General features: G+C 73.2%; 26 protein-coding genes. 8 read left to right on the forward strand and 18 right to left on the reverse strand.

Translation table 11 applies throughout. The features are described from left to right. Window positions 1-334, forward strand: a 334-nt coding sequence (locus LX83_RS30225) for an IS110 family transposase (RefSeq protein WP_253777533.1), incomplete at its 5' end; no start/stop codon positions are given. 33 nt (window positions 335-367) lie between these two features. Here LX83_RS30225 and LX83_RS38545 read toward each other — a convergent pair. Beyond that, window positions 368-916 carry a HEAT repeat domain-containing protein gene (locus LX83_RS38545; RefSeq protein WP_253777535.1) on the reverse strand — a complete coding sequence of 183 codons (549 nt, stop codon included), beginning with the start codon at window positions 914-916 and terminating at the stop codon, window positions 368-370. Here LX83_RS38545 and LX83_RS30235 point away from each other — a divergent pair. Then, window positions 909-1,283, forward strand: a complete 375-nt coding sequence (locus LX83_RS30235) for an acyl-CoA-like ligand-binding transcription factor (RefSeq protein WP_253777537.1) — start codon at window positions 909-911, stop codon at window positions 1,281-1,283. The genes LX83_RS38545 and LX83_RS30235 overlap by 8 nt on opposite strands. A 57-nt stretch (window positions 1,284-1,340) precedes the next feature. Here the strand turns inward: LX83_RS30235 and LX83_RS30240 are convergent, their stop codons facing one another. The 8 genes from LX83_RS30240 to LX83_RS30275 form a co-directional block, all read right to left on the reverse strand. Then, complete coding sequence (locus LX83_RS30240) at window positions 1,341-1,904, reverse strand: DinB family protein (protein WP_253777539.1); 564 nt, start codon at window positions 1,902-1,904, stop codon at window positions 1,341-1,343. 67 nt (window positions 1,905-1,971) lie between these two features. Beyond that, window positions 1,972-2,418: an SRPBCC family protein gene (locus tag LX83_RS30245; RefSeq protein ID WP_253777541.1), complete on the reverse strand. Its 447-nt coding sequence runs from the start codon at window positions 2,416-2,418 to the stop codon at window positions 1,972-1,974. A gap of 10 nt (window positions 2,419-2,428) precedes the next feature. Then, window positions 2,429-3,778 (reverse strand): carotenoid oxygenase family protein, encoded by a 1,350-nt coding sequence (locus tag LX83_RS30250; protein WP_253777543.1) that lies wholly within the window; start codon window positions 3,776-3,778, stop codon window positions 2,429-2,431. Between the two features lie 266 nt (window positions 3,779-4,044). Continuing rightward, window positions 4,045-6,159 carry a xanthine dehydrogenase family protein molybdopterin-binding subunit gene (locus LX83_RS30255; RefSeq protein WP_253777544.1) on the reverse strand — a complete coding sequence of 705 codons (2,115 nt, stop codon included), beginning with the start codon at window positions 6,157-6,159 and terminating at the stop codon, window positions 4,045-4,047. Beyond that, window positions 6,156-7,151: an FAD binding domain-containing protein gene (locus tag LX83_RS38550; RefSeq protein ID WP_253777545.1), complete on the reverse strand. Its 996-nt coding sequence runs from the start codon at window positions 7,149-7,151 to the stop codon at window positions 6,156-6,158. Before LX83_RS38550 ends, LX83_RS30255 begins: the two co-directional genes overlap by 4 nt. Beyond that, window positions 7,148-7,732 (reverse strand): (2Fe-2S)-binding protein, encoded by a 585-nt coding sequence (locus LX83_RS30265; protein WP_253777546.1) that lies wholly within the window; start codon window positions 7,730-7,732, stop codon window positions 7,148-7,150. The genes LX83_RS38550 and LX83_RS30265 overlap by 4 nt, the downstream gene beginning before the upstream one ends. 289 nt (window positions 7,733-8,021) lie before the next feature. Further along, window positions 8,022-8,216, reverse strand: coding sequence for a DUF397 domain-containing protein (locus tag LX83_RS30270; protein ID WP_253777547.1), 195 nt, complete (start codon window positions 8,214-8,216; stop codon window positions 8,022-8,024). A gap of 16 nt (window positions 8,217-8,232) precedes the next feature. After that, complete coding sequence (locus LX83_RS30275) at window positions 8,233-9,093, reverse strand: helix-turn-helix domain-containing protein (RefSeq protein ID WP_253777548.1); 861 nt, start codon at window positions 9,091-9,093, stop codon at window positions 8,233-8,235. A gap of 529 nt (window positions 9,094-9,622) precedes the next feature. Here LX83_RS30275 and LX83_RS30280 point away from each other — a divergent pair. Genes LX83_RS30280 through LX83_RS30290 form a run of 3 tightly spaced genes read left to right on the forward strand, consistent with a single transcriptional unit; the run spans window position 9,623 to window position 10,526 of the window. Then, a complete protein-coding gene (locus LX83_RS30280) occupies window positions 9,623-9,943 on the forward strand; it encodes a hypothetical protein (RefSeq protein WP_253777549.1) in 321 nt (106 codons plus the stop codon). Continuing rightward, window positions 9,940-10,353, forward strand: coding sequence for a hypothetical protein (locus LX83_RS30285; RefSeq protein ID WP_253777551.1), 414 nt, complete (start codon window positions 9,940-9,942; stop codon window positions 10,351-10,353). Before LX83_RS30280 ends, LX83_RS30285 begins: the two co-directional genes overlap by 4 nt. After that, the gene (locus LX83_RS30290) at window positions 10,350-10,526 is read left to right on the forward strand and encodes a hypothetical protein (RefSeq protein ID WP_253777553.1); all 177 of its coding nucleotides are present in this window, start codon (window positions 10,350-10,352) and stop codon (window positions 10,524-10,526) included. Before LX83_RS30285 ends, LX83_RS30290 begins: the two co-directional genes overlap by 4 nt. 13 nt (window positions 10,527-10,539) lie before the next feature. Here the strand turns inward: LX83_RS30290 and LX83_RS30295 are convergent, their stop codons facing one another. After that, the gene (locus tag LX83_RS30295) at window positions 10,540-11,580 is read right to left on the reverse strand and encodes an SDR family NAD(P)-dependent oxidoreductase (protein ID WP_253777555.1); all 1,041 of its coding nucleotides are present in this window, start codon (window positions 11,578-11,580) and stop codon (window positions 10,540-10,542) included. Between the two features lie 90 nt (window positions 11,581-11,670). Here LX83_RS30295 and LX83_RS30300 point away from each other — a divergent pair, with 90 nt between their 5' ends. Then, complete coding sequence (locus LX83_RS30300; RefSeq protein ID WP_253777557.1) at window positions 11,671-12,054, forward strand: MerR family transcriptional regulator; 384 nt, start codon at window positions 11,671-11,673, stop codon at window positions 12,052-12,054. An 18-nt stretch (window positions 12,055-12,072) separates the two neighbouring features. Here LX83_RS30300 and LX83_RS30305 read toward each other — a convergent pair whose 3' ends face one another. Beyond that, window positions 12,073-12,792: a TetR/AcrR family transcriptional regulator gene (locus LX83_RS30305; protein ID WP_253777559.1), complete on the reverse strand. Its 720-nt coding sequence runs from the start codon at window positions 12,790-12,792 to the stop codon at window positions 12,073-12,075. 56 nt (window positions 12,793-12,848) lie between these two features. After that, complete coding sequence (locus LX83_RS30310; protein WP_253777561.1) at window positions 12,849-14,072, reverse strand: FAD-dependent monooxygenase; 1,224 nt, start codon at window positions 14,070-14,072, stop codon at window positions 12,849-12,851. A 168-nt stretch (window positions 14,073-14,240) separates the two neighbouring features. Here LX83_RS30310 and LX83_RS38555 point away from each other — a divergent pair, with 168 nt between their 5' ends. After that, window positions 14,241-15,224 carry a Gfo/Idh/MocA family protein gene (locus tag LX83_RS38555; protein ID WP_253777563.1) on the forward strand — a complete coding sequence of 328 codons (984 nt, stop codon included), beginning with the start codon at window positions 14,241-14,243 and terminating at the stop codon, window positions 15,222-15,224. 174 nt (window positions 15,225-15,398) lie between these two features. On the opposite strand, the gene LX83_RS30320 is transcribed toward LX83_RS38555, so the two are convergent. Together LX83_RS30320 and LX83_RS30325 are read right to left on the reverse strand one after the other, a co-directional pair. Beyond that, on the reverse strand, window positions 15,399-15,698 hold the full coding sequence (locus tag LX83_RS30320) for a hypothetical protein (protein ID WP_253777566.1): 300 nt from the start codon (window positions 15,696-15,698) through the stop codon (window positions 15,399-15,401). Between the two features lie 204 nt (window positions 15,699-15,902). Then, window positions 15,903-16,880, reverse strand: coding sequence for a helix-turn-helix domain-containing protein (locus LX83_RS30325; RefSeq protein ID WP_253777569.1), 978 nt, complete (start codon window positions 16,878-16,880; stop codon window positions 15,903-15,905). A gap of 70 nt (window positions 16,881-16,950) precedes the next feature. On the opposite strand from LX83_RS30325, the gene LX83_RS30330 reads away from it, so the two are divergent. Continuing rightward, window positions 16,951-18,192, forward strand: a complete 1,242-nt coding sequence (locus tag LX83_RS30330; RefSeq protein WP_253777572.1) for an MFS transporter — start codon at window positions 16,951-16,953, stop codon at window positions 18,190-18,192. Window positions 18,193-18,207: 15 nt separating this feature from the next. Here the strand turns inward: LX83_RS30330 and LX83_RS30335 are convergent, their stop codons facing one another. The 4 genes from LX83_RS30335 to LX83_RS30350 are packed head-to-tail and all read right to left on the reverse strand — an operon-like array spanning window position 18,208 to window position 23,411. Further along, window positions 18,208-18,852 carry a response regulator transcription factor gene (locus LX83_RS30335; RefSeq protein WP_253777575.1) on the reverse strand — a complete coding sequence of 215 codons (645 nt, stop codon included), beginning with the start codon at window positions 18,850-18,852 and terminating at the stop codon, window positions 18,208-18,210. Between the two features lie 12 nt (window positions 18,853-18,864). Further along, window positions 18,865-20,115 carry a sensor histidine kinase gene (locus LX83_RS30340; RefSeq protein ID WP_253777577.1) on the reverse strand — a complete coding sequence of 417 codons (1,251 nt, stop codon included), beginning with the start codon at window positions 20,113-20,115 and terminating at the stop codon, window positions 18,865-18,867. A 9-nt stretch (window positions 20,116-20,124) separates the two neighbouring features. Beyond that, entirely contained in the window at window positions 20,125-22,665 is a 2,541-nt protein-coding gene (locus LX83_RS30345; RefSeq protein WP_253777599.1) for an FtsX-like permease family protein, read from the reverse strand. Then, window positions 22,662-23,411 carry an ABC transporter ATP-binding protein gene (locus LX83_RS30350; protein WP_253777601.1) on the reverse strand — a complete coding sequence of 250 codons (750 nt, stop codon included), beginning with the start codon at window positions 23,409-23,411 and terminating at the stop codon, window positions 22,662-22,664. The genes LX83_RS30345 and LX83_RS30350 overlap by 4 nt, the downstream gene beginning before the upstream one ends. Window positions 23,412-23,441: the final 30 nt, after the last annotated feature.

Here is a 23,441-nt window from a genome sequence, read left to right on the forward strand (position 1 = left end):
CGTCGGCGAGCACCCCGACCGGCTACACTCCCAGGCCGCGTTCGCCTGCCTGACCGGAGTCGCCCCCGTGGACGCCAGCAGCGGCAAACACGAGCACCACCGACTCTCCCGCGCCGGCGACCGCCAAGCCAACGCCGCGCTCTACCGCGTGGTCATCGTCCGCCTGGCCCACCACCAACCCACCCGTGCTTATCTGGCCGCACGCCTGCGACCAGGCACCAAGATGACCAAGAAACACCTCATCCGCTGCCTCAAACGCTACCTGGCACGAGAGATCTATCCCCGCCTCATGGCCGACCTCGCCGCCCTTCACGACCCCCAACCCACGACTTGACAGCTATAGGAGCATCTCGCGGGGTTTGCAAAGTCAACTCGCGTGTTTGTGCAGGCCGTCGAGCAGGACGCTGGCGTTGTGCCGCACGTGGTCCACGGGATCGTGCTCACCCAGTTCCCGCACCAGCTCAACAAGCTCGGGCCAGGGCAGGTACCCGGTGGCCACCACTACGGCCTGGCGCACACCGGGATCACCGTCATGTCGGGCAATGGTCCGAAAGGCGTCGACCAGTGACGGATCAGGCGCACCCGAAGCTGACAGGGCCGCGGCGTAGAGCGCCCTGAGCCGGTCGTTGCGATCCGTTGCCGTTCGAAGCTCTGCGAGCGCCTCTCCCGAAGACCACAGCTCGCACATCGACTCGACCTGTTGACGCACTGGCCGCACCTCGTCCCCGTGCAGCGTGACGTAGCTCAGCCCCACCACGCCGTCCTCGACGTAGCGGATCTCCACCGAGCCGTTCTCCGCCAGCCACACGTCCACATATGGATCCTCGCCGATCCGCCCGACGTCGACGAGGTCCCAGTCGAAGTCCCACGTGACCTGGCTGAGCACCGTCCGGTCCATCGGCCGTTGCTTGAACACGAGCCGTTCCCTGAACTGCGCCATCGTGCTCCCCCTGCTGTGCCGAGTCGTTGACCAGGCCCCGAACGCACATTATCCGGTCACGGCCGTCGCACCCGACCCCGACCCGGAGTTCCGCCGCACGGCCGAACTCGTGGTCGCCACGCCCGCGCTGCGCGCCTACGCCAGGGCGCTGTGGACCGACTGCGAGGCCGCGCTCACCCGGGTGATCGCCGAGGAGACCGGCCGGGACGCGGACGACCTCTCGCTGCGCCTGCTGGCCCGCTACGTGTTGGAGATCCCGGACCTGGCTGGCACGCCACCCGACCCGCGCGCCGCCATGGACACCGCCTTCGCGCACCTGCGGCACGGCTGGCCCGGGCTGTGAGCGCCCAGGCCGAGGCCGGGGCGGCTGCGCGGCGCCACCCCGTGAGCGGCCCCGCCGTCACACCCCGGTGCGGCCGTCGATGCGCTCGCGCAGCAGGTCGGCGTGGCCGTTGTGCCTGGCGTAGTCGGCCAGCACGTGCAGCATGACCCAGCGCAGCGAGATCGGCCCGCCGGTGGCGAACCCGGTGGCTGTGTCGTCCAGGGAGGTCGCCTCGGCCACGATCTCCCTGGACCGCTGGCACTCGGCCCGCCACACGGCCACCTCCTCGGCGAAGTCGCCGTCGAGCCGGTCGAAGTCCTGGTCCGGGTCGTCGTCGGAGTAGTACAGCATCGGCACCTGCTCGCCGGCGAACTGCATGCGGAACCACCACCGCTCCACCCCGGACAGGTGCCGCACCAGCCCGCGCAGGCTGAGCGCGGAGGGCGGCACGGCCCGGTCGGACAACTGCTCGGCGGTCAGCCCGGCGCACTTGAGTTCCAGTGTCCGTCGGTGCCAGTCGAGGAAGGCGGCCAGTGTCTCGCGCTCGCCGGCCACCCGGGGTGCGGCCACGCGCGGGTCGGCCGCGCCGATGTCGCTGCCCCACACGGCGGGGTAGCTGGTGGGGGTGGGTGAGCTGGTCATGGTCGCTCCCGCGGTGCCGGAACTGGTCGACGCGCACAGGCTGCCACCCACCCCTGACAGTTTCCGCTCATCCGGCCTCGGCCGCGGCCCCGAGGTGGCGCAGCCAGCAGCGCAGCGACTCGTCCAGGGCCGCCCGCAGGGCCGGGACGTCGGCCCGAGTCGGGTCGAGGTCCCAGGATTCCGCGGTGCGCACCAGCACGGCGTCCCCGTCAGCGGCGAACGTCCAGACGTGGACGCCGGTGATGCCCGAGGCCGGCCCGCCCCACACGGTCCGCCGCTGGTCCCGCACGTCGTAGACGGTCGAGATGATGTCCATGCCGTGGGTGAGCCACCGGAAGCTGGTGCCCGGCGTGAACGGCCCGGCGATGCTGGCCCGCTGGATCTCCGGCTGCCAGGCCGGCCAGTTGGCCACGTCGGTGTGCAGCCGCCAGATCCTCGCGAGTGGCGCGTTGATCCGCAGGGCGTGCCTGGACACGATCGGGGCGGTCGGGTCGATGTCGAGTGGCGTGGGCACGGGGACCTCCTCAGGACTGGTCGGTGTCGGGGATCCAGGAGCCGTGGATACCCGCGGGCACCCGCCGGGGCAGCTCCACCACGGCCACCGGGTCGCGGCGGATGTCCTCGGCGTCCAGCACGAGCAGTTGGGACGCGTCGGCCGCCAGGTCGCTGACGATGGTGAGCAGGTAGCCGTCGTCCTCCCGGGTCGCGCCGGCCGAGGGCACGAACACGGCCTCGCCGGCCAGCCGCGCCGGGCCGGTGCGCGCGAGCTGCTGGGCGCCGGTCTGGTTGTCGTACTTGACGACCGCGTACTCGTCGAGCCCGCCGCCGGGGAAGGCCACGGCGTAGCTGTAGCGGTTGGGCCGACCGGTGCGTTCGTCGTTGATGGTGGGAAACTCGGTCACCAGCCCGTCCAGGGTCTGCTCGCTGACCCGCCCGCTGGTCGGGTCGAGCACCCACCGGTGGTGGACCGAGCCGACCAGCGCGTGCGCCGGGTGGCCGGGCGCGCCGACCCACCACTTCCACGACGTGGCCCAGGCGGCCCGGTCGTAGCGCGGCCCGTCGACCACGATCCGGCCGGCGGCGTCCTCGTGCGCGTTGGTCACGTGCAGCAGCGCGCCCGGCGCCACCTCGAACCAGGTGACCGCGGCGGCGCCGTGGCGGGGCATCACGCCGATGCGCGGCCGGTAGTCGTCGCTCCACCGGTAGGGGATGCCCGAGGTCTCCGCCGGGTTGAACACCACCGGCAGGTCCAGCCACACCACGTGGTTCTCGGTGATGGCGAAGTCGTGCATGAGCGAGGGGCCGGCGCCGTCGACCACGTCGGCGCGGACGATCTCGCCCCGGGCGGTGGCCACGTAGTAGACCAGGTGCGGCGGGAACGGCGAGTAGCTGAAGAAGTGCAGCTCGCCGGTGACCGGGTCCTCCTTGGGGTGCGCGGTCATCGCGGTGGTCAGCTTGCCGTTGAAGTCGAACGGGCCGACGGTGTCCAGTTCGCGGGTGATCTCGAAGGGCAGGTTGGCCTCCTGCAGCGCGAGGATGTGCCCGGCGTGCTCGATGACGTGCGTGCCAGCCACGCTGGCGGTGAGGTCGGCGGTGCCGTCCGGGTGGTGGCCGGGCGCGCCGTCCAGCGCCGGGGTGCGCACCCACCGGTTGCGGTACCACTCGGCGCGGCCCTGGTGCAGCCGCACGCCGTGGATCATGCCGCTGCCCTTGAACCAGTGCGTGGGCGTGTTGCCCGGCTTGGGGTTGTGGCCGTTGCGGAAGTACCGGCCGGACAACTCGGGCGGCAGGCTGCCGTGCACGGTCAGACCGGTGGCGGTGGTCTCGTCCGGCACGGGTGCGTAGTGGCCGCTGAGGTAGGGCTTGGTGGGCACGGGGACGCTCCTCCGGTCGTGGTGGGTGGATCAGCGGTCGACCAGTTCAATGAGTGGTTGACCACTCACTTAACTGACCCAAAAAAAGGCCTCGGCGCGGCAGTGCCCGCGACAGGCTCGCCAGGTACGCACTTCGAGTACAGCAACCGGACCACAGCTGCCCCACGCGGAAGCGGCACTTCACCGCGTCGCTCCCGCGTGATGGCGAGCTATCGTCCGGTCATGTGAGTAATAAATCACTCACACATCCCGCTGTCAACCGGTGGCTACCCCACCGGCTCGCCCCGCAACCCCGGGCGCAGGCGCTCCAGGGTGATCGGCAGGTCGCGCACGCGGTGGCCGGTGGCGTGGAACACCGCGTTGGCGATCGCCGCGGCCGTGCCGGTGTTGCTGAGTTCACCGATGCCCTTGACGCCCACCGGGTTCAGCTCGTCGTCGTGCTCCTCGATCCAGTGCGCGCGCAGGTCGGCCACGTCCGCGTTGGCCGCGATGTGGTAGCCGGCGAAGTCGTGGTTGGCGAAGTCGCCGAACACCGGGTCCAGCACACCGTCCTCGTGCAACGCCATGGACAGCCCGAAGATCATGCCGCCGAGCAGCTGCGAGCGCGCGGTCCTCGGGTTGAGGATGCGCCCCGCCGCGAACACCCCGTACAGCCGGGGCACCCGCAGTTCCCCGGTGTGGACGTGCACCCGGACCTCGGCGAACTGCGCGCCGTAGGAGTGCCGCGAGTACGCGCTCAGCTCGGCCAGGTCGGCCGTGGTGTCCACGGTGACCTCAAGGCCCTCGGCCGGCACCACACCGCCGTGCTGGTCCAACCGCTCGCGCAGCGCGCGCACCGCCTTGACCACGGCCCAGCCCCACGACGCCGTGCCCGCCGAGCCACCGGCGAACGGCGCCATGCCGTAGTCGCTGTGCGCCACCCGCAGCGTGACCTGGTCCAGCTCCACGCCGAGTTCGTCGGCGGCGACCTGGGCCAGCACCGTGCGCGCGCCCGTGCCGATGTCCACCGCGGTCACCCGCACCTCGAACCCACCGTCCACAGTGGCCAGTGCGGTGGCCGTGGACGGCGCCATGTGCACGGGGAACGTGGACACGGCCATGCCCGTGCCCACCAGCCAGTCACCCTGCCGGCCGGAGCGCGGCGCGGGGTCGCGGCCCGCCCAACCGAACCGCTCCGCGCCCTCGCGCAGGCACTCGACCAGTCCCCGGCTGCTGAACGGCCGCCCGGTGCTCGGGTCGACGTCGGTGTCGTTGCGCACCCGCAGCTCCACCGGGTCGATGCCCAGTTGGTGGGCCAGTTCGTCCATCGCGGACTCCAGCGCGAACAGCCCTGGGGCGATGCCCGGCGCGCGCATCGGGCCCGGCGTGGGCACGTCCAGCCGGACGGCCCGGTGGCCGGTGCGCAGGTTCGGCGTGGCGTACAGGCTCCGGCTCACCGCGGCGGCGGCCTCGACGAAGTCGGCGTGCCGCGAGGTGTGCGAGATGGCCTGGTGGTCGATGGCGACCAGCCGGCCGGACGGGTCGGCGGCCAGCCGGACCCGCTGCACGGTCGGTCCCCGGTGGCCGGCCAGGGAGAACATCTGCTGCCGGGTGGCCATCACCTTCACCGGCCGGTCAACGGCCTTGGCGGCCATGGCGGCCAGCACCGGCACCGACCGGACGAACGCCTTGGCACCGAACCCGCCGCCGATGTAGTCGGCGACGATCCGCACCGCGCCGGCCGGCAGCCCGAACAGCGCGCTGATCGTGCCGGCCGTGATGGCCGGGCCCTGGTCGGAGTTGTAGAGGGTCAGCTCCCGCTCGCCGTCCCACACCGCCGTGCACGCGTAGGGCTCCATCGAGCTGGTGTGCTGGGGCGGGGTGGTGTAGGTGGCGTCCAGCACGTGCGGCGCGGCCAGCAGTGCCGCGTCCACGTCGCCCTTGTCGCTGGCCGGCGGGTTGCCCACGGCCGTGGTCGGGGTGAACAGCTCGTCGCTGTCCGGGTCGATCAGCACCTCGTGCGGCTCGACGGTGTAGTCGACGCGCACCAGGGAGCTGGCGTACCTGGCCACCTCCAGCGAGGTGGCCACCACGGCGGCCACGACCTGCCCCCGGTAGTCCACCCGGGAGTGCTGGAGGATCAGCATCTCGGGGTCGTCGGCCGGTTGCAGTTCGGGCGCGGCGCCCGGCCGCAGCACGGCCAGCACCCCGGGCACGGCCAGCGCGGCGCTGTCGTCCACCGCGCGCACCGCACCACGGGCCACTGTGGACAGCACGGGCCAGGCGTAGGCGGGGTTCTGCAGGGGCCACTCGGTCGAGTAGGTGGCCGCACCGGTGACCTTGGCGTACCCGTCGGCCCGCTGCACCGACGCGCCGGTCGCCCGGGACGTGGTCATGGTCATCGCGGTAACCCTCCCAGGTCGGCGATGGTGGCCGTGATCAGATCAATGGCGAGGTCGACCTTGAACGCGTTGTCCGGCAGGGGCCGGGCGGCGGCGAACTCGGCCTGGGCCGCCGCGCGCAGCACCGCCGGCTCGGGGCGCTGACCGCGCAGGGCCGCCTCGGCCACGCGGGCCCGCCACGGCATCGGGGCCACGCCGCCGAGGGCGATGCGCACGTCGGCCAGGGTGCCGTCAGCCGCCCGCACCACCACGGCCGCGACCGACACCACGGCGAACGCGAACGAGGCCCGGTCGCGCACCTTGTGGTAGCGCATCCGCGCGCCGGCCGGTGCCGGCGGCAGCTCGACGCCGGTGACCAGGTCGCCTCTGTCCACAATGGTCTCGCGCTCCGGGGTGTCCCCCGGTGCCAGGTAGAACTCGGACAGCGGCACGCCGACCTGCTCGCCGTCGGCCCGGCGCAGGTGCACCACGGCGTCCAGCGCGGCCAGTGCCACGGCCATGTCCGAGGGGTGGGTGGCCACGCACTTGTCCGACGTGCCGATCACGCCGAGGTCGCGGTGCTGGCCGGTGATCGCGGCGCAGCCGCTGCCCGGCTCCCGCTTGTTGCACGGCTTGCTGACGTCCTGGAAGTAGGCGCACCGGGTGCGCTGCAACAGGTTGCCGCCGGTGGTGGCCATCGACCGCAGCTGTCCGGACGCGCCGGCCAGCAGGGCCTCGGCCAGCACCGGGAACCGTTGCCGGACACCGAGGTCACCGGCCAGGTCGGCGTTGCGCACGCCCGCGCCGATCAGCACGCCGCCGTCGGCGCGGTGCTCGATGCGGTCCGAGGTGAACCCGCTGACGTCGACCAGCGAACCCGGTTGCAGCACCCCGAGTTTCATCAGGTCGACCAGGTTGGTGCCGCCGGCGAGGACCACGGCGTCCGGCTGGGCCAGCAGCAGTTCGGCGGCGTCGGCCGGGTCGGCCGGCCGCTGGTAGGTGAACGGCTTCACCGGCCGCTCCTGGGTGTCGGGGCGGCCGGCTCGGCCGGCAGCTGCTCGGCGGCGTCCAGCACGGCCTGCACGATGCCCACGTAGGCGCCGCACCGGCACAGGTTGCCGCTCATCCGCTCGCGCACCTCGGCCGCGTCCAGCGCCTTGGCGCTGCCGACCTGGGCGACGTCCGCGGTGGCGTGGCTGGGCCAGCCCCGCTCGGCCTCGGCGAGCATGCCGATCGCCGAGCAGATCTGGCCGGGCGTGCAGTAGCCGCACTGCAACGCGTCGCGGTCCAGGAACGCCTGCTGCACCGGGTGCAGCTCGCCGGGCGCGCCGTCGGCCAGATCGGCGACGCCCTCGATGGTGACCACCGGGCGGTCGGCAACGGCCACGGCCAGTTGCAGACAGCTGGCCACCCGCCGGCCGTCCACCAGCACCGTGCACGCGCCGCACTGGCCGTGGTCACAGCCCTTCTTCGCCCCGGTCAGCCCCAGGTGCTCCCGCAGGGCGTCCAACAGTGTGGTCCGGTTGTCGAGGAACACCCGCCGTTCCTCGCCGTTGACCCGCAGCACCACTTCGCTGGCGTGCTCATCGGGCATTGTCAGCGCCAACTCCTCAAGATGGGGGGCGGCCGGAGAACCACGGCCGCACATCAAACGCGAACACGATTCATTCACAGCCACCCTGCCACGATCAAGGCCAATTCGGCCAGGCTCCGCGGGCTGCTCTTGATGGCGGCGCCCGTTCTGCCTAATGGCGCGGATATGGAGTGCGCTCCAGGTGCAACTCCACGTGCCGGCCCGCCGAATGGCCCCGAAGACGCCGATGCCCCGCCCCGAGGTGTCCGGGGCGGGGCACAGGGCAACCAGCGGTCAGCCCGTCAACCGATCAGCCGTCGAGCCGGCCGGCCTTGACGGCGTGGAGGAAGCGGGCCAGCTCGCCCTGCCCGAAGGCCAACACGGGGCCAGCGGGGTTCTTCGAGTCGCGCACGGCAAAGGCCACAGCGGACCAGCCCAGCGCGACGCATTCCCCGTTCCCCTCGGAATACGACGATGTCTTGAAGCGGAAGCGGTTCTCGCTCATCGGTCTGTCCTTCTGCTCACTCGTATTCCTGAGCGGCGCTCAGGATCATCCGTCGGGAGTCCTCCGGACCAAGGGCAGCCGCTGAGAGGTAGCTCCAGAGGCTGTCGTAGTCCTGGACGGATGGCATGTCGTCCAGGTAGTCGCTGTTGTGGAGGGTCTCGACGTACACCAGGTCCAGCGGATCCCGCTGCGACGGCGCCGGCGCCGGAATCCGCATGATCTTGAAGCCGAACGTCGTTCCGGGGACGCGGAACGGCAGGATCTGGATGACGATGTTGGGCCGGAGTGCCATTTCGGCCAGGTGAAGCATCTGCTCGTGCATCACCCGGTTCGTGCCGTAGTGGCGGCGCAGGCAGGACTCGGACAGCACGAAGTGGGCTTCTGCCGGGGAATCGCCGAACAGGGTCTGCTGTCGGTCGATTCGGGTCTGCACCACCCGGTCGATGTCCTCCGGGGCGACCTTCGCGGGTCCGGGTCGGAGCAACATCACGCGCGTGTAGTTGGGGGTCTGGAGCAGACCGGGAACGAGTTCCATGCCATAGCTGCGGTGCCGGCTGGCGTCCTGTTCGAACTCGATGTACGGCCGCAGTCCCAAGGGGATGGTGGAGCGGTGGCCCGCCCAGTGCCCGCGCCGCCTGCTGGTCCGTGCCAGATCAAGCACCTCGGCAACCTGAGCTTCGTCCGTGACCTGGTACAGCCGCAGCAGCTTCTCCGCCTCCGCGACGGTCAGCCCGTTCTGACCCTTCTCCAGCCTGGTGATCTTGGAGACCGCGCGGCCCAGTGTCTTCGCGGCCTGTTGGGGTGTCACGTCGGTCTGCTCGCGGAACTCGCGCATGGCTATCCCGAGGAACTTCAGTCGGACGGTCTGCGTCGACATCAACCCCAACCCTTCTGCCACCTGGAGCGATAGGAAATCACCCAAATGGACCAGCCATCAATATGAAATTGCGGTCTATGGTTAGCCCTGCGCCTAAGTCGCAATTTCAGTCTAGGGGGCAACGGTGATCAACCTCCGAGCACGGTGGGCCAGCCGCTCACGCCACGCCTCGGCGCGCCAGACACCTCGCCCCCGCCTGGCCTTACGTCCCCGCCGGGGTACATCAGCACGCTGACGACTCCCGCGCGATCCGCTGCGTCACGAGTCGTCCCAGAGCCAGGTTCGCAGCCGATGGCATGCGTGGCTGGCTGCGAAGTTGGGGGTTCCCAAGGGAATCCTGCGGTCTCGCCGGCGCATGTGGTCTGTCCGGCGTCGGCGAGACCGCCCCACATGTCTCTGTCGCCCCGACCCGCATCGGGGCGGTTCCCCGGGTGACGCCTGACCTCGTCACCCATGTCGGGCGGCGGGACGGTTGAGACGGCTTCGGCTCCCGTCTCGCTGCCCGGCCCCAACAGAAGTGGTGGTGGACGTGACGACCGGACTGCTCGTGTTCCTCGCGCTGGGCCTGGCCGCCTTCCTCTCCCTCGGCGGCCTGTGGCTCCACCTGATCACGGCGTTCCCGCTCGACGACCACGCCCACCCCACCCACCAGCAGCCGTGGCGGACGGTGACCCCGACCCCGCCCGCCACGGCCCCCAGCTCGGCCGCCCACCCGCCCTCGACCAGCACCCCGGGCGGCCGATGGGTGGTGGCGTGGCCGGGACTTCGCACTCCCGACGGTCACGCCACCACCCCCACCATTCCCATCACCGTCCACATCGGACACCCTGACCACAGGGAGGCGGCGTGACCAGCACGCTGACATACGGCCACTCACCCTTCGCCACCCCACAGGTGCACGCCTGGCTCGCCGACCCCGACAAGCCCGACTTCTCCCGCGCCCTGTGCGGAATCCGCCTCGCCGACACGCTCATCACCACCTACGCCCGCCCCACCCGGGACAACGCCACCTGGTGCGGCGCCTGCTGCCTGCTCACCGAACACGCCCCCGACGACCACCCCACCCACGTGATGCGACGGTCCGCAGTGGACGGTGGCAACCACGTCATCCCGGCCGACGCCCTCGGCGGCGACCGCACCTACCGCGCGCTGTGCGGGCAGTACCTGACCGACGCCGTGGCCACACCCGCCTCGGCGTGGCCGTGTGACGACTGCCTGGACGCGGCCACCGCACTGCTCCGCCAGGAGGTGCCGGGATGACCATGTTCCGGATGGTCACGTTCTGGCTGGTGGGCGTGATCCTGTGCACCCTGCTGGCCAACGTCCTCGCCACCGGTTCGATCACGCGGCCGGCGAGTCGGATGACCGCGCCGACGGCGGGTGCGCCGACAGTGTCCACGCTGCCAGTCAGTTCGCCACTGCCGGCGCCCTGAACGGGCTGTCCGGTCAGGGGCGTGGCGCCGCGTGGTACTGGCGGATGCGCCAGGTGCCCTCGATCCGCTGGGCGACAACGGACAAGCGGATCGAGCGGGGCTCCCCGGTCGCAGGGGTGAAGGTCACGTCGGCGAACCCGCCCACCAGTCCCTCGGCCAGCCGGTTCGCGCGCAGCACCTCCATCGCGGCTCGGGGTTGGTCGGTGACGGCGGCGTAGTACCCGACCGTCTCGGTGGGACCGACGCGCAGCGCTGGGTCGATGCCCTGGAAGAGCGCGTCCTCGGTGAACAGCGCGGCGAGGTCGTGCCACCGCTGCTCGTCGAACGCGCTCTGCCAGGCACCCAGCAGTCCGATCAGGACACCGTGCGCCCAGTCGTGGGCGTCCCCACTCCGGCGGTGCGCGTGTTCACTGTGGACGATCTCCCGGTCCCACTGGTGCCGTGGCTGGGTGTGCAGGTACCAGTAGTGCTCGGCGATGTCGTCCGGGTCGAAGTCGGTGCCCGGCGCGACCGGGCCGTCCACGGTCACGGACGCCACGTGCAGGCCGGCCGGCCCGTACTGCTTGTCCAGCAGCGCCACCAGGGCCCGCACCCCAGCCTTGCCGAGGGACAGGCTCACGTACTCCGGTTTCGGCTCGGGCATGCCGCCGGTGATGAGGAACGAGCCGCTGCCGCGCCGGGCCATCGCGGGGGCGACGTGCGCGGCGGTGTTGATCGCGCCGACCACGTTGACGGCCCAGGCGTCCTGGTGGGCGCGCACGGACAGCTCGCCGGCCAGGTCGGGCTGGATGATCGCGGCGTTGTACACCACGACGTCCGGCACGCCGAACTCCTCGCTGGCGGTGTCGAGGGCCGCACGCAGTGCTGTCGCGTCGGTGCTGTCCGCGGTCAGGCTGAGCACGCGCACCCCGGTGGGTGCGAGCGCGTCGGCCACCGCCGCCACCGTGTCGGCGGATCGGGCGACGAGGGTGACCGGCAGCCCCTCCCGCGCGAACCGACGGGCAACCGACCGACCGATACCCGGTCCCGCTCCGATGATCACCACGCCCGGCATGCCTGCTCCTTCGTCTGCTCCGGTGATGGACGAGCGGAGGTTAAGGTCTGACACCAGTTGGAAGGTCAACCTCGGACGAGAGGGGGTCACGTGCGGATCAGCGCGCTGGCTCGCCGGACCGGAGTGAGTGACCGGCTGCTGCGGTACTACGAGGCGCAGGGTCTGCTCCGGCCGACCCGGCTGCCCAACGGCTACCGCGAGTACGACGAGTCGCACATCGCCACGGTCGGCCACATCCGCACCCTGCTCGCGGCCGGCCTGCCCACCGCGGTCATCGCCCAGATCCTGCACTGCGTGCACGGCGACGGTGACCAGCTGTTCCCGGCGCCGTGCCCGGGTGTGCTCGCCCACCTGCGCCGCGAGCACACCCGGATCGACGCGGCCATCGCGCAGCTCCAGTCCTCCCGACAGGCACTCGACGGGCTGGTCGGCGGCGTGCCGGGGCAGTCGCCCGACAGGTCCCCGGCGGGATAGCTACCTGGCCCGGGTGGGTCAGCTCTCGCTCGCGGTGATCGAGGCGAGCGCGGCGTCCCGGGCCTCGGTCATCAGGCGCAGGCCCTCCTCGGCGGTGGCGCGCACCTCGGCCGGACTGGCCTGCTCCGGGCCGAGCAGCGCGGTCACCGCGGCGCCCATCACCCGGTCCGGCTCGTCGACCTTGGTGCTGGGCACGATCTGGTCGGTGGCGGTGGCGGTGATCGCCTGGAAGAACCCGGTCATCAGCAGGCGCAGCGCGTACGCCTGCTCGTGCAACGGCCAGTCGGTGCGGGCCAGTCGGTTCTGCCGCCAGGCCGGGAGCGCCCGGTTCATCAGCGCGCTCGGCCCCAGCGTGCCGAGCAGTTGCTGGCTGCGCGGGTGTTCCGCGAGCACCCCGAGCACGTCGGCGTCCTCGGTGAGCAGCGCGCGGACGAACGGGTGGCTCTCGGCGGTGCGGACCGTGCGGGGGATCAACCGGTGGGGCCGGACCAGGTCCGGATCGGAGGACAGCGCCGCGATCTCCTCGTCCACCGCGGCCAGGAAGTCCCTGGCGAACAGCCCGAAGAACAGGTCCTCCTTGGTGGCCCAGTACAGGTACACCGTGCCCTTGCCGACGTGCGCCTTCTCCGCGATCTCGGCCACGGTCACGCCCTTGACACCGCGCCGCAGCAGCAGGTCCCTGGCGACGGCCAGGATCCGGGCGGCCTTGTCCGAGTCCTGTTCGACCAGCGCCGCCATCGTCCACTCCCGTCCACGCCGTGCCGGCACCCGCGCTCGCGAGCACCCGACCCCCATCATGCTCGGGCGATGTCGGCTTCCTTCATCCGACTCGCCTTGCTGTTGACCTGCATCTGCTGCAGCAGCCGGGCGGGCAGCGGCCACTGCCGCAAGCGGGTGATCACCTTGCGCAGCAGGATCTGCGGGCGGGTGGCCGGGGTGAAGAACGTCCGCTGCTGGATTCCGTTCAGCTGGTAGAACTCCATGTAGGGCCGCAGCCGACGCTCCCATTCGGACAGTGCGCGCGCCAGGTCGTCCGGGTGGCGTTCCAGCACGGTGCCGAGCAGGTCCGCGCCGGCCAGTCCGGCGGACACCCCCATGCCCGCGTACAGCGTCACGCACCACGCCGAGTCGCCCACGAGCACCACCCGGCCGCGGTGCCAGGTGTCCATGCGCACCTGCTCGACCGAGTCGAACAGGGCCTCGTCGGCGGCTTCCAGCGCGTTGACCACCTCGGTGAGGGTGCGGCCCAGCGGCTGCGGGCCGAACGCCCGGCGCACCCGGGTGGCCGGCGGCTCGGTGAACTCCGCGTCCACGTCGTCGGTGCGGTAGGAGATCAGCGCGGTGGGGTCGTGGTCGGCGAACGGGAAGATCCACAGTGACCGGTCCGGCTCGACCAGCACGGCGCCGTCGCCCGGGGCCAGGTCGCTGAGCGAGCCGGGCAGTTCGAACGCGGCGATCATGTAGTTCAGCCGGTGCAGGTACCGCTCGTGCGGCCCGAACACCAGCGACCGCACCGTGGACCGGAGCCCGTCCGCGCCCACCACCAGGTCGAACCGCTCGGTGACCGCGGTGCCGTCCACGGTGTTGGTCAGCGTGACGTCCACGCCGTCGGCGTCCTGCTCGATGCGGGTCGGCACGGTGGAGTAGCGGACGTCCACGTCCGGGGGCAGCGCGCTGAACGCCGCCTGCTCCACGTCGCCGCGCAGCATCAGCCACGGCCGGCCGGGCAGGTCAAGGAAGCTCAGGCCGCGCCGCCGGTTGCCGGCGCGGTCGATGTCGAAGTTGACGCCGTTCCTGGGGGCGCGGTCGGCCATCCGGTCCAGCAGGCCCAGTCGTCTGGCGGCTGGCTTGCCCGCACCGAACAGGCCGACGAAGTAGCCGCCGGAGCGGCGGGTCGGCGCCTTCTCGATGACCACCGGGGTCCAGCCGGCCCGATGCAGTCGCAGTGCCGTTGCCGCGCCGCTGATGCCCAGTCCGACCACCAGCACCCGGCGGCCGCTGTTCGCTGTGTTGTTCACGCAACCAACGCTAGACCTCACTGACCAGATCGGTCATCCGGTCAGTTAGTAATCCGCGTCACAGTCCAGCGCCGCTCGGCGGGAGTGGTTTCCGCGCTCCGCCCGTTTGACCCGGGCCAGCCAAGGCACCCCTGGACCGACGCGGTCACCACGAGCAGGGGAGGCGAGGTGTCCTGTCGGATCGGGTTCGTCGGCGCCGGAGCGGTGGCCGAGCGGCACGCCCGGGTGCTGGCCGGGTTCCCGGACGTGCGACTGGTCGCGGTCACCGACCCGGACCAGGAGCGGCGGCGGTCCTTCGCGCGGCGGCACGGCGGCAGGGCGGTGCCGGACCTGGCCGCGCTGCTGGACACCGGGCTGGACGCGGCCTACGTGTGCGTGCCGGCGTTCGCGCACGGCCAGCCCGAGGAAAGCATCGCCTCGGCCGGGGTGAACCTGTTCGTGGAGAAGCCGCTCGGCCTGGACTGGGCTACCCCGCACCGGGTGGCCCGACTGCTCGACGGCACGGGCGTGCTGGCCGCGGTCGGCCACCACTGGCGCTACTCCGCGACGGTGCGGCGCGCCCAGCGGCTGTTGCGGGACCGGCCGGTGCGGCTGCTCACCGGCGCGTGGCTGGACCAGGTGCCGCCGTCCCGGTGGTGGGCGTTCCGCCGCCGCTTCGGCGGGCAGGTGGTCGAGCAGGCCGTGCACGTGCTCGACCTGGCGCGGCTGCTGTGCGGCGAGGTGACCGAGGTCTACGCCGTGACCGACCAGGTTCCGCCGCACGCGCCCAGCACCGACGCGGCCGGCGCCACCACCGCCGCGGTCCGCTTCGACAGCGGCGCGGTCGGCACCCTGGCCACCACGTGCGTGCTGGGCTGGCGGCACCGCGCCGGGGTGGAGGTGTGCGCGGACGGGCTCGCCCTGCTGGTCACCGAGGACGGCCTGGAGTGCTGCGAGCACGGCCGCACCCAGCACTGGTCGGTCGACCCGGCCGAGGCCAGGCGCGCGGCCGACCGGGCGTTCGTGGACGCGGTGCTCGGCCGCACCGACGAGTTGCTGACCAGCTACCCGGACGCGCTGCGCACCCACCGGCTGGCCTGCGCCATCGCCGGATCGGCCGCGCAGGGCCGGCCGATCCACTTCCCCGGGGCGGCACCTGGTTCCGGTGCCTGATCCGACCCGCGCGGCACGACGGCCGCGACATGCTTGGCGCGCAAGGGGTTCGCGGGCTGGACAGTCCACAGTGGCCTGTCGAGGGCCCCCGGGCCGGTGTACGGCACGGCCTTGGCTAGTGCTGCCCGAGCCAGGTGCCGACCAGACGGCTGACCTCGGCCGCCGCGTCCTCGTTCAGGTGCAGGTTGTCGGTGAGCAGCCGGAGGCCCCGCCCGGATGACCTGGTTGTAGCCGGCCAGGGCCTGGTTCGCGGCGGAGTTCGGGTCCTCGCCCTGGGGCTGGCTGGTCGTAGCCCGCCGGCCCGAACTGGTCCCGCAGCAGCCCCACCCAGTCCGCGCTCAGCGTGGCCTTGGTCGAGCTGGAGCCGGCCGCCACCACCACCTGCCGCGTTCCCCCGGCACGACCGCGTTCGACGAACTCGGCCGGCGAGTTCTCGGGCGAGCGCAGGAAAGCCGCGTACACCAGGGCCGCCACGCGCGGGCGGTGAGCCCGACCGGTCCACCACCGACGATCAGCACGTCGGTGGTGACGTCAGCTACCGGCATGGCGAACCCCTCCTGCTTCCCGTGCGGCGGTCGGGGCAGTCGGTCCGTCCCAACCGTACTGTCGCGCGGGGCTGTTCGCCGGGTGCCCCGGGCCAGCCGGGACCGGCCGGCCCGGGATCGTGACCGCGTGGTGCTAGGCCGATTCCCGGAACCTCGTGGGTGGCGCGGCGCGGAAGGCGTCCCGGTAGCCGCTGGGGGTGGTGCCGATGGTGCGGGTGAAGTGGCGTCGCAAGGTGGCGGCCGTGCCCATCCCGACGCGGGCGGCGATCTGCTCCAGCGAGGCGTCGGTGTCCTCCAGCAGCCGCTGCGCCTGGTGGATGCGTTCGAGGTGGAGCCAGCGCAGCGGGGTCGTGCCGGTGGCCGCGTGGAACAGCCGGGCCAGGTGCCGGGGGCTGACGTGGAACCGCTCGGCCAGGGCGGCCACGGTGATCGGCTGGTCGAGGTTGGCGCGCACCCAGTCGAGCAGCGCGCCCAGGCTGTGGCCTTCCGCCGCCGGGACGGGCGTCTCGATGTACTGGGCCTGACCACCCTGCCGGTGCGGGGGCGCGATCAGGCGCCGGGCGACCGCGTTGGCGGCCGCGGAACCGAGGTCGGTGCGCAGCATGTGCAGGCACAGGTCGAGTCCGGCGGCCTTGCCCGCCGAGGTGAGCGTCTGTCCGTTGTCGACGTAGAGCACGTCGGCCAGCACGTTGACGGCGGGGTACGCGCGCGCCAGGCGCTGGGCGTGCAACCAGTGGGTGGTGGCCCGGAGCCCGTCGAGCAGACCCGCCTCGGCGAGGGTGAACGCCCCGACGCAGATCGACGCGATCCGCGCGCCGTTGCGGTGCGCCTCCCGCAGCAGCGCGATCAGCGCTGGCGGGGCCGGCGCGTACGGGTCGTCCAGCGGCGGAACGATCACGGTGTCCAGCTCGACCAGGGCGTCGAGCGGGGCGACGCCGGAGCCGTTGACCTGGAGCCACCCGCCGCCCACGCGCGCGGTGGGGTCGGCGCACACCACGAACTCGTACCACGGGTCGTGGACCTCGGGTCGGGGCGTCCCGAACACCGCGCACGGAGTGCCGAGTTCGAACAACGAGGTGCCATCGACGACCGCCACACCCACCCGCTTCATGTCCCAAACTGTACGACGAATGTCGTTTCAGACGCTCGTGAGCGGACGCCGGCCCGGAAACGATGGGCCCGTGACGCAACCCACCAGCACGACAACACCGAGTTCCGCGACCACCCGGCGCATCACCCCGTCGGCCGGCCGGGCCTGGCTGATCGCCGCCTTCGCGATGGCGGCCGTCGGCTGGGGGGCCAACCAGTTCGCGCCACTGCTGTCGCTGTACGAGACCTCCCGCGGGGTCAGCACCGCCCAGGGGCAGGGCATGTTCGTGCTCTACGCCGTGGGCCTGGTGCCGGGGCTGCTGCTCGGCGGGCCGCTGTCCGACCGGCGCGGGCGGCGGCACATCATGCTCTGGGCGTTGGCGCTGTCGGTGGCGGCCAGCGTCGTGCTCGCCGTCGGCGCCTGGACCACCGTCGTGCTGTACGCGGGCCGGCTGATCGCCGGGGTGGCCAGTGGCGCGGCGTTCAGCTGCGGCACGTCCTGGCTGGGTGAACTCAGCGCGGGCAGCCCGGGCGACGCCGAGCGGGTTCCGCGCCGCGCCACGGTCGCGATGACCGCGGGGTTCGGGCTCGGCCCGCTGGCCGCCGGGCTGCTCGCCCAGTACGCGCCAGCACCGCTGGTGGCCGTGTACCTCCCGCACATCGTGCTGGCGGCGGTCGCGCTGGCGCTGGCCTGGCGGGCCCCGGCGCCAACACCGGCGGCCCCCGCCGCGAGGGCGAAGGGGCTCGGCACACCCAGTTGGCGGCACCGCCGGTTCCTGCTGCTCGTCCTGCCGGTGGCGCCGTGGGTGTTCCTCACCGGCGCGGTCGCGCTGGCCACGCTCCCGGGCAGCGTCGGCGCCCTGCTGGGCGATCACCTGATGCTGTTCACCGGGCTGGTGACGCCGTTGCCCGCGCTGGCCGGCGTGCTCGTCCAGCCGCTCGCCCGCCGCCTGCGCGACCGGTCCCGGCTGCTCAACGTCCTCTCGCTCGCCCTCGCGGTGGTCGGTCTGCTGGTCGGCGCGGCCGCGGTGCACTCCACGTCGATCGCGCTCGTCGTCGTCGGGGCGCTGGTGCTCGGCGCCGCCTACGGCGCGCTGATGGTCAGCGGCCTGACCGAGATCCAGCGGCTGGCCACGCCCCACCACCTCGGCCGCACGGTCGCGATCTTCCAGGCGGCGGCCTACGTCGGCTACCTCAGCCCGTTCTTCATCGCGCTGATCGCCCGCGCCGTCGCGCTGCCGCACATCCTCGTCGCGCTGGCGGTGCTGGCCGGGGCCACCGCGATCTGGGCGGCGGTGATCGACGGCCGGCTCGCCCACACGGTGACGCGCTGATCCGGCCCGGGTCGGTCAGTGGTTGAGGTAGGCCAGCACGGCCCGGACCCGGCGGTGGGTGTCGTCGGCGGGCGGCAGGTCGAGCTTGGTGAAGATGTTGGTGATGTGCTTCTCCACCGAGGGCGGCGCCAGCACCAGTTCGGCGCAGATGGCCGAATTGGACAGTCCCTGGGCGACCAGGGACAGCACCTCCCGCTCCCTGGGGGTGAGTGCGGTGATGCCGCGGTCGCGGTTGTTGCGGGCGAACAGCTGCCGGACCACCTCCGGGTCCATGGCGGTGCCACCGGCCGCGACCCGGTCGAGCGCGTCGAGGAACTCGTCCAGCGCGGTGACCCGGTCCTTGAGCAGGTAGCCGACCGCGCCCTGCCCGTCGGCCAGCAGTTCGGCGGCGTAGGTGCGCTCGACGTACTGGGAGAGGATCAGGATCGGTGTGCTCGGCCGGCGCTGGCGAATGGCCAGTGCGGCGCGCAACCCCTCGTCCCGGAACCCCGGCGGCAGCCGGACATCCACAATGGACAAGTCGGGCTCGTGGTGCTCGACGGCCCGCTCCAGCTCGACGGCGTTGTCCACGGCCGCGACCACGGTGTGCCCGGTGTCGGTGAGCACGCGCACCAGGCCCTCCCTGAGCAGCAGCAGGTCCTCGGCGATCACCACGCGCATGGGGCAAGGAAATCACACGGCGCCGGGCAGTTCGGCGCGCACGACCGTGGGGCCGCCGGGCGGGCTGGTGACCACCAGCGTGCCGTCCAGCGCCTCGACCCTGCGGCGCAACCCGGTCAGGCCGGACCCGGCCGGGTCGGCTCCGCCGTGTCCGTTGTCGCGCACGGTCAGTGCCAGCGGTCCACCCGGGTGCCGCACGAGTTCCACCACGCACTCGTCGGCCCCGCTGTGCTTGGCCGCGTTCGTCAGCGCCTCGGCGACCACGAAGTAGGCCGCCGCCTCCACCGCCGCGGGCAGCGCGCCCACGTCCCCGGCCCGCACGTCCACCGCCAGTGGCGCGTCCCCGGCGAGCGCGGCCAGTGCCGCGACCAGGCCGCGGTCGGTGAGGATGGGCGGGTAGATGCCCCGGACCAGCCGGCGCAGCTCGGTCAGCGCGCTGTCCAACTGCCGGCGGGCGGTGCGCACCCCCTCGTGCACCGGGTCGTCCCGCTGGCCGGCCGCGCGCAGCCGGCGTTCGGCCAGCGCGAGCGTCATGCCGGCGGCCACGATGTGCGCCTGCGCGCCGTCGTGCAGGTCCCGCTCGATCCGTTGCAGCTCGGCGGCCTGCGCGTCGACCACCCGGCGGCGGGTCACCGCGAGTGCCTCGGCGCGGTCGGCCAGGCGCTGCCTCGGCCCCGGGGCCAGCAGCTTCTCGGCGAGCCCGGCCTGGGCCGCGGCCAGCACCCGGGCCAGCCACCACGCCAGCGGCGCCAGTGCCACGCCCACCGCGCTGAGCGCGAACCGCCCGGGCACGCTGTGGAACAGCGGGTCCACCAGCGCGGGCAGGTGCGGGTTGGGCACCGCCCACAGCCACAGCGGGGCGAGCACCGCGCCGGTGGGCACGGCCGCGGCCACCACGCCCGCCACCCCGCAGCCCAGCCCGACCGGGAACAGCAGGGCCAGCCAGCTCAGGTCCCGCCAGGTGGCCGGCTGGCGGACCAGGTCCCGGCCGCGCGCCCACGGGTTGGTGCCGCGCGTGGGCACGTAGGGCGGGGCCACGCGCCGACCCAGCACCAGGGCGGCCCTGGCCCGCTCCAGCCCGGCGATCCGCCGGGTGCCCCAGGTCGCCACGAGGAACACCGGCGGGCCGAGGTAGGTCAGCGACAGCACGCCGCTGGCCAGCGTGGTGAACAGGGTCCATAGCAGCGCGGCCGGTCCGACCAGCAGCCCACTCACCAGGTAGGCCAGGGTGCGGACCGGCCGCTGGGCCGATCGAGTGTTCACCCGGTCAACCTAACCGTTCAGGTCGGGCAGGCCGCGGCGGCGAACCACCAGCCGGGCCGGCACCGCACCGGCGACCAGGCCCAGCACGCCCACGCCGGCGAGCATGCCCAGGTAGCGCAGCGGGTCGGCGAACAGCCGCCAGTGGCCGTCCTGGGCCACGCTGAACGCACCCACCACCGCCCCGCACACCACGCTCCCGAGCACCAGCGCGACCAGCACGGCGATCAGCGTCTCCGCGCCGAGCATCCGGTGCAGCTGCCTGGCGGTCGCGCCGGTCAGCCGCAGGTCGGCGAACTCGCGGCGGCGCGCGCTGGTGGCGATGGCGAAGGTGTTGACCACGGCGATCGCGGTGAAGCCCAGCGAGATCACCACCATCAGCTCCCAGGCCGCCTGCTGGTTCTGCTCGTCGCCGGCCGGCTCGGTCGCGGCCGTGGCCACCAGCTCGGGCGCCTCGGCGCGCAGGGTGTCCGCCAGTGCGGGGCCACCGCGCAGGTGCAGCGCGCCGACCAGGCCGGTGGCGTCGTGCGCGGCCACCAGGTCCGCGGGCAGCACCAGCTCACCGAAGCCGCGCCAGTGCTGGTAGACGGCCACCACGGTGAGCGCCTGCCGGGTGCCGTCGGCCAGCCAGACCTCCGGCCGGTCCCCCACCCGCCAGCCGCGCTGCTCGGCGAGGGGTGCGCTCACCGCCATGCCGCCGCCCGTGCCCACGCCGGCCAGCTCGCCGGCCACCACACCCAGGTCCAGCGCTGGCTCACCGGTGGCGCGCAGGCCCTGCGCCGGGTGGTCCTCGGGTTTGCCGGCCTCGTCCAGCACCACCCTGGTCGGCAGGGTGGCGGCGGCACCGGTCACCCCGGGCAGCGCGGCCACCCGGTCGGCCACGGCCAGCGGCAGGCCGGTCCCGTCCGCCGTGCCCACCCGCAGCGCGCTGGGCGCCGAGCGGGCCGCCTGCTGGTCCGCGGTGACCTGGGTGAGGATGTCGCTGTTGAGCAGCATGGTGGCGTTGATGGCGAACATCAGCGTCAACGGGATCGCCGCGCCCACCACCCGGTGGGTCTCGGCCCTGGCGGTCACCGCGGCCAGCCGGCTGGCCACCCCGGTCAGCGCGACCAGCCGGGACACCACCGCGACCAGGCCGCGCACCAGGACCGGGCCGAGCGCGGCGACCGCGCACAGCAGCAGCGCGCAGGACACGAACCCCATGCCCATGCCGTAGGGGCCGCCCAACGGCACCAGGCCCAGCACGGCCACGGCCCCGGCGGCCAGCACCGCCGCCGCCAGCACCCGGGGCAGCCAGCCGACGCCGGCCACGGTCACGGTTTCCCGCAGCGCCTGGGTCGGCGCGATCCGCACGGTCCGGCGGGCGGCCAGCCAGGTCGCGGCCTGGGTCACCAGCAGGCCGACGGCCACGGCCGCCAGCAGCACCACCGGGTTGAGCGCCACGGCGAACGCCGAGGGCACCGCCCCCAGGTCGCGGAACCGCGCGGCGACCAGGGTGGCCACCAGCACGCCCAGCGGCAGCCCCGGCACCGCCGCCACCAGCGTGACCAGGGCGATCTCCGTGCCCAGCAGCCGGCGCAGCTGGCCGGGGGTGGCGCCGATGGTGCGGAGCAGGGCCAGTTCGCGCAGCCGCTGCCGCACCGCGAGCGAGACCGTGCCGGTGAGCACGAACACCGCGGCGAACCCGGTGATGCCCAGGACGAACCCGAAGATCGACACCGCGCCGACGTAGTCGGGCACGGCCCCGGGCAGGTCGGCGGCGACGCGGTCGGCACCGGTGTGCACCGGGAACTCCCCCACCCGCGTGCGCAACGCCGTGACCAGGTCGGTTTCGCTCACCCCCGGTGCCGCGCGCACGCCGATCGCGGTGGGGCCGGTCAGCCCGGACAGGACGGCGACCTCGCTGTCGGCCACGAACACCGCGGCCTGGCCCGGCAGGGTGTCGGCGCCGTCCGGGGTGGCGGTGCCGTCCGGGGCGGCCACGCCGACCAGGCGCAGGTCCCGCACGCCGGTCCGGCTGGTCACCCGCACGGTCTCACCCAACTCCAGGCCGCTGGCCAACGCGGCGTCGAGCACCACCTGGCCGGGCTCGGGCGCGGTGCCGGTGCGCAGCGCGTACGGGGTCAGCGCGGCCGAGCCCCAGCCGTGGGCCACCACGGCCGCCCGCTCCGGCGCCCGCACCGCGCGCCCGCCGGCCGCGAGGTGCACGGGAAACGCCGTGTCCGGCAGGGCGGCGGCCACTCCCGGCGTGGCCGCGACCGTGCCGACCAGGTCGGCGGGCAGGGCGGACGCGCTGGTCAGCCGCTCGGTCTTGGTCTTCACCTTCACCTTGTCGCCCTTGTCGACCGCGCTGGTGAGCGTGACCGACCTGGCGCCGGCCACGACCGCGTCGGCCGAGGCGAACCGGTTCGCGCCGGGCCCCGCGGTGAGCACCGAGTGGAGCAGCAGCCCGCTGCCGGCGATGAGCGCGATCGCCAGGACCGCGGTGACGAAGGTGCCGACGAACACGACGACACGGCGGCGCACGGTCTGGGCGGCGAGGCGGATGGTCATCGGGTCAGCTCCATCATCCGGGCCGCCACCCGCTGGGCGGTCGGCTCGTGCAGTTCACCGGCCAGCCGGCCGTCGGCGAGGAAGAGCACGCGGTCGGCCCAGGCCGCCGCGGCCGGGTCGTGGGTGACCATGACGACGGTGGCGCCCAGGTCGGCCACGCACTGCCGGAGCAGCCGCAGCACCTCGCGACCGGTGGCCAGGTCCAGCGCGCCGGTCGGCTCGTCACCGAAGATCACTTCGGGCCGCGCGGCCAGTGCCCTGGCCAGGGCCACCCGCTGCTGCTGGCCACCGGACAGCTCACCCGGCCGGGCCTTCTCCCGCCCGGCCAGGCCGACCCGGGCCAGCACCTCCCCGGCCCACGCCCGGTCCGGCCGCGTGCCGGCCAGCTGCTGCGGCAGCAGCACGTTGTCCCACACCGACAGGGCGTCGACCAGGTTGAACGCCTGGAAGACGAACCCGACGTGGCGGCGGCGCACCGCGGTCAGCCGCGGTTCCCGCAGCGCACCGATGTCCTGCCCGGCCAGCAGCACCCGGCCGCTGGTCGGCCGGTCCAGCCCGGCCGCGCAGTGCAGCAGCGTTGACTTGCCCGAGCCGGACGGCCCCATCACCGCCGTGAACGTCCCCCGGGTGAACGCCACGCTCACCCCGTCCAGCGCCCGCACCCGCCCACCGTGCACCTTGGACACCTCGGCCAACGCGACCACGTCGCGTGGTGCCGTGCCTTGCTCATCCCGCAGCAGAACCATGCCGTTGATCTTTCGGTTCCGGCGGCCCAC

The sequence above is a fragment of the Goodfellowiella coeruleoviolacea genome, from assembly GCF_024171785.1.
Classification (GTDB): Bacteria; Actinomycetota; Actinomycetes; order Mycobacteriales; family Pseudonocardiaceae; genus Goodfellowiella; species Goodfellowiella coeruleoviolacea.

Bases quoted from the DNA above. Each gene is read 5' to 3' on its own strand.
- LX83_RS30290 (WP_253777553.1), top strand. From the start codon at position 10,350: ATGACCATGTTCCGGATGGTCACGTTCTGGCTGGTGGGCGTGATCCTG.
- LX83_RS30265 (WP_253777546.1), bottom strand. From the start codon at position 7,732: ATGCCCGATGAGCACGCCAGCGAAGTGGTGCTGCGGGTCAACGGCGAG.
- LX83_RS30275 (WP_253777548.1), bottom strand. From the start codon at position 9,093: ATGTCGACGCAGACCGTCCGACTGAAGTTCCTCGGGATAGCCATGCGC.
- LX83_RS30325 (WP_253777569.1), bottom strand. From the start codon at position 16,880: ATGAAGCGGGTGGGTGTGGCGGTCGTCGATGGCACCTCGTTGTTCGAA.
- LX83_RS30270 (WP_253777547.1), bottom strand. From the start codon at position 8,216: ATGAGCGAGAACCGCTTCCGCTTCAAGACATCGTCGTATTCCGAGGGG.
- LX83_RS30255 (WP_253777544.1), bottom strand. From the start codon at position 6,159: ATGACCATGACCACGTCCCGGGCGACCGGCGCGTCGGTGCAGCGGGCC.
- LX83_RS30240 (WP_253777539.1), bottom strand. From the start codon at position 1,904: ATGACCAGCTCACCCACCCCCACCAGCTACCCCGCCGTGTGGGGCAGC.
- LX83_RS30305 (WP_253777559.1), bottom strand. From the start codon at position 12,792: ATGGCGGCGCTGGTCGAACAGGACTCGGACAAGGCCGCCCGGATCCTG.
- LX83_RS30345 (WP_253777599.1), bottom strand. From the start codon at position 22,665: ATGACCATCCGCCTCGCCGCCCAGACCGTGCGCCGCCGTGTCGTCGTG.
- LX83_RS30350 (WP_253777601.1), bottom strand. From the start codon at position 23,411: ATGGTTCTGCTGCGGGATGAGCAAGGCACGGCACCACGCGACGTGGTC.
- LX83_RS30335 (WP_253777575.1), bottom strand. From the start codon at position 18,852: ATGCGCGTGGTGATCGCCGAGGACCTGCTGCTGCTCAGGGAGGGCCTG.
- LX83_RS30295 (WP_253777555.1), bottom strand. From the start codon at position 11,580: ATGCCGGGCGTGGTGATCATCGGAGCGGGACCGGGTATCGGTCGGTCG.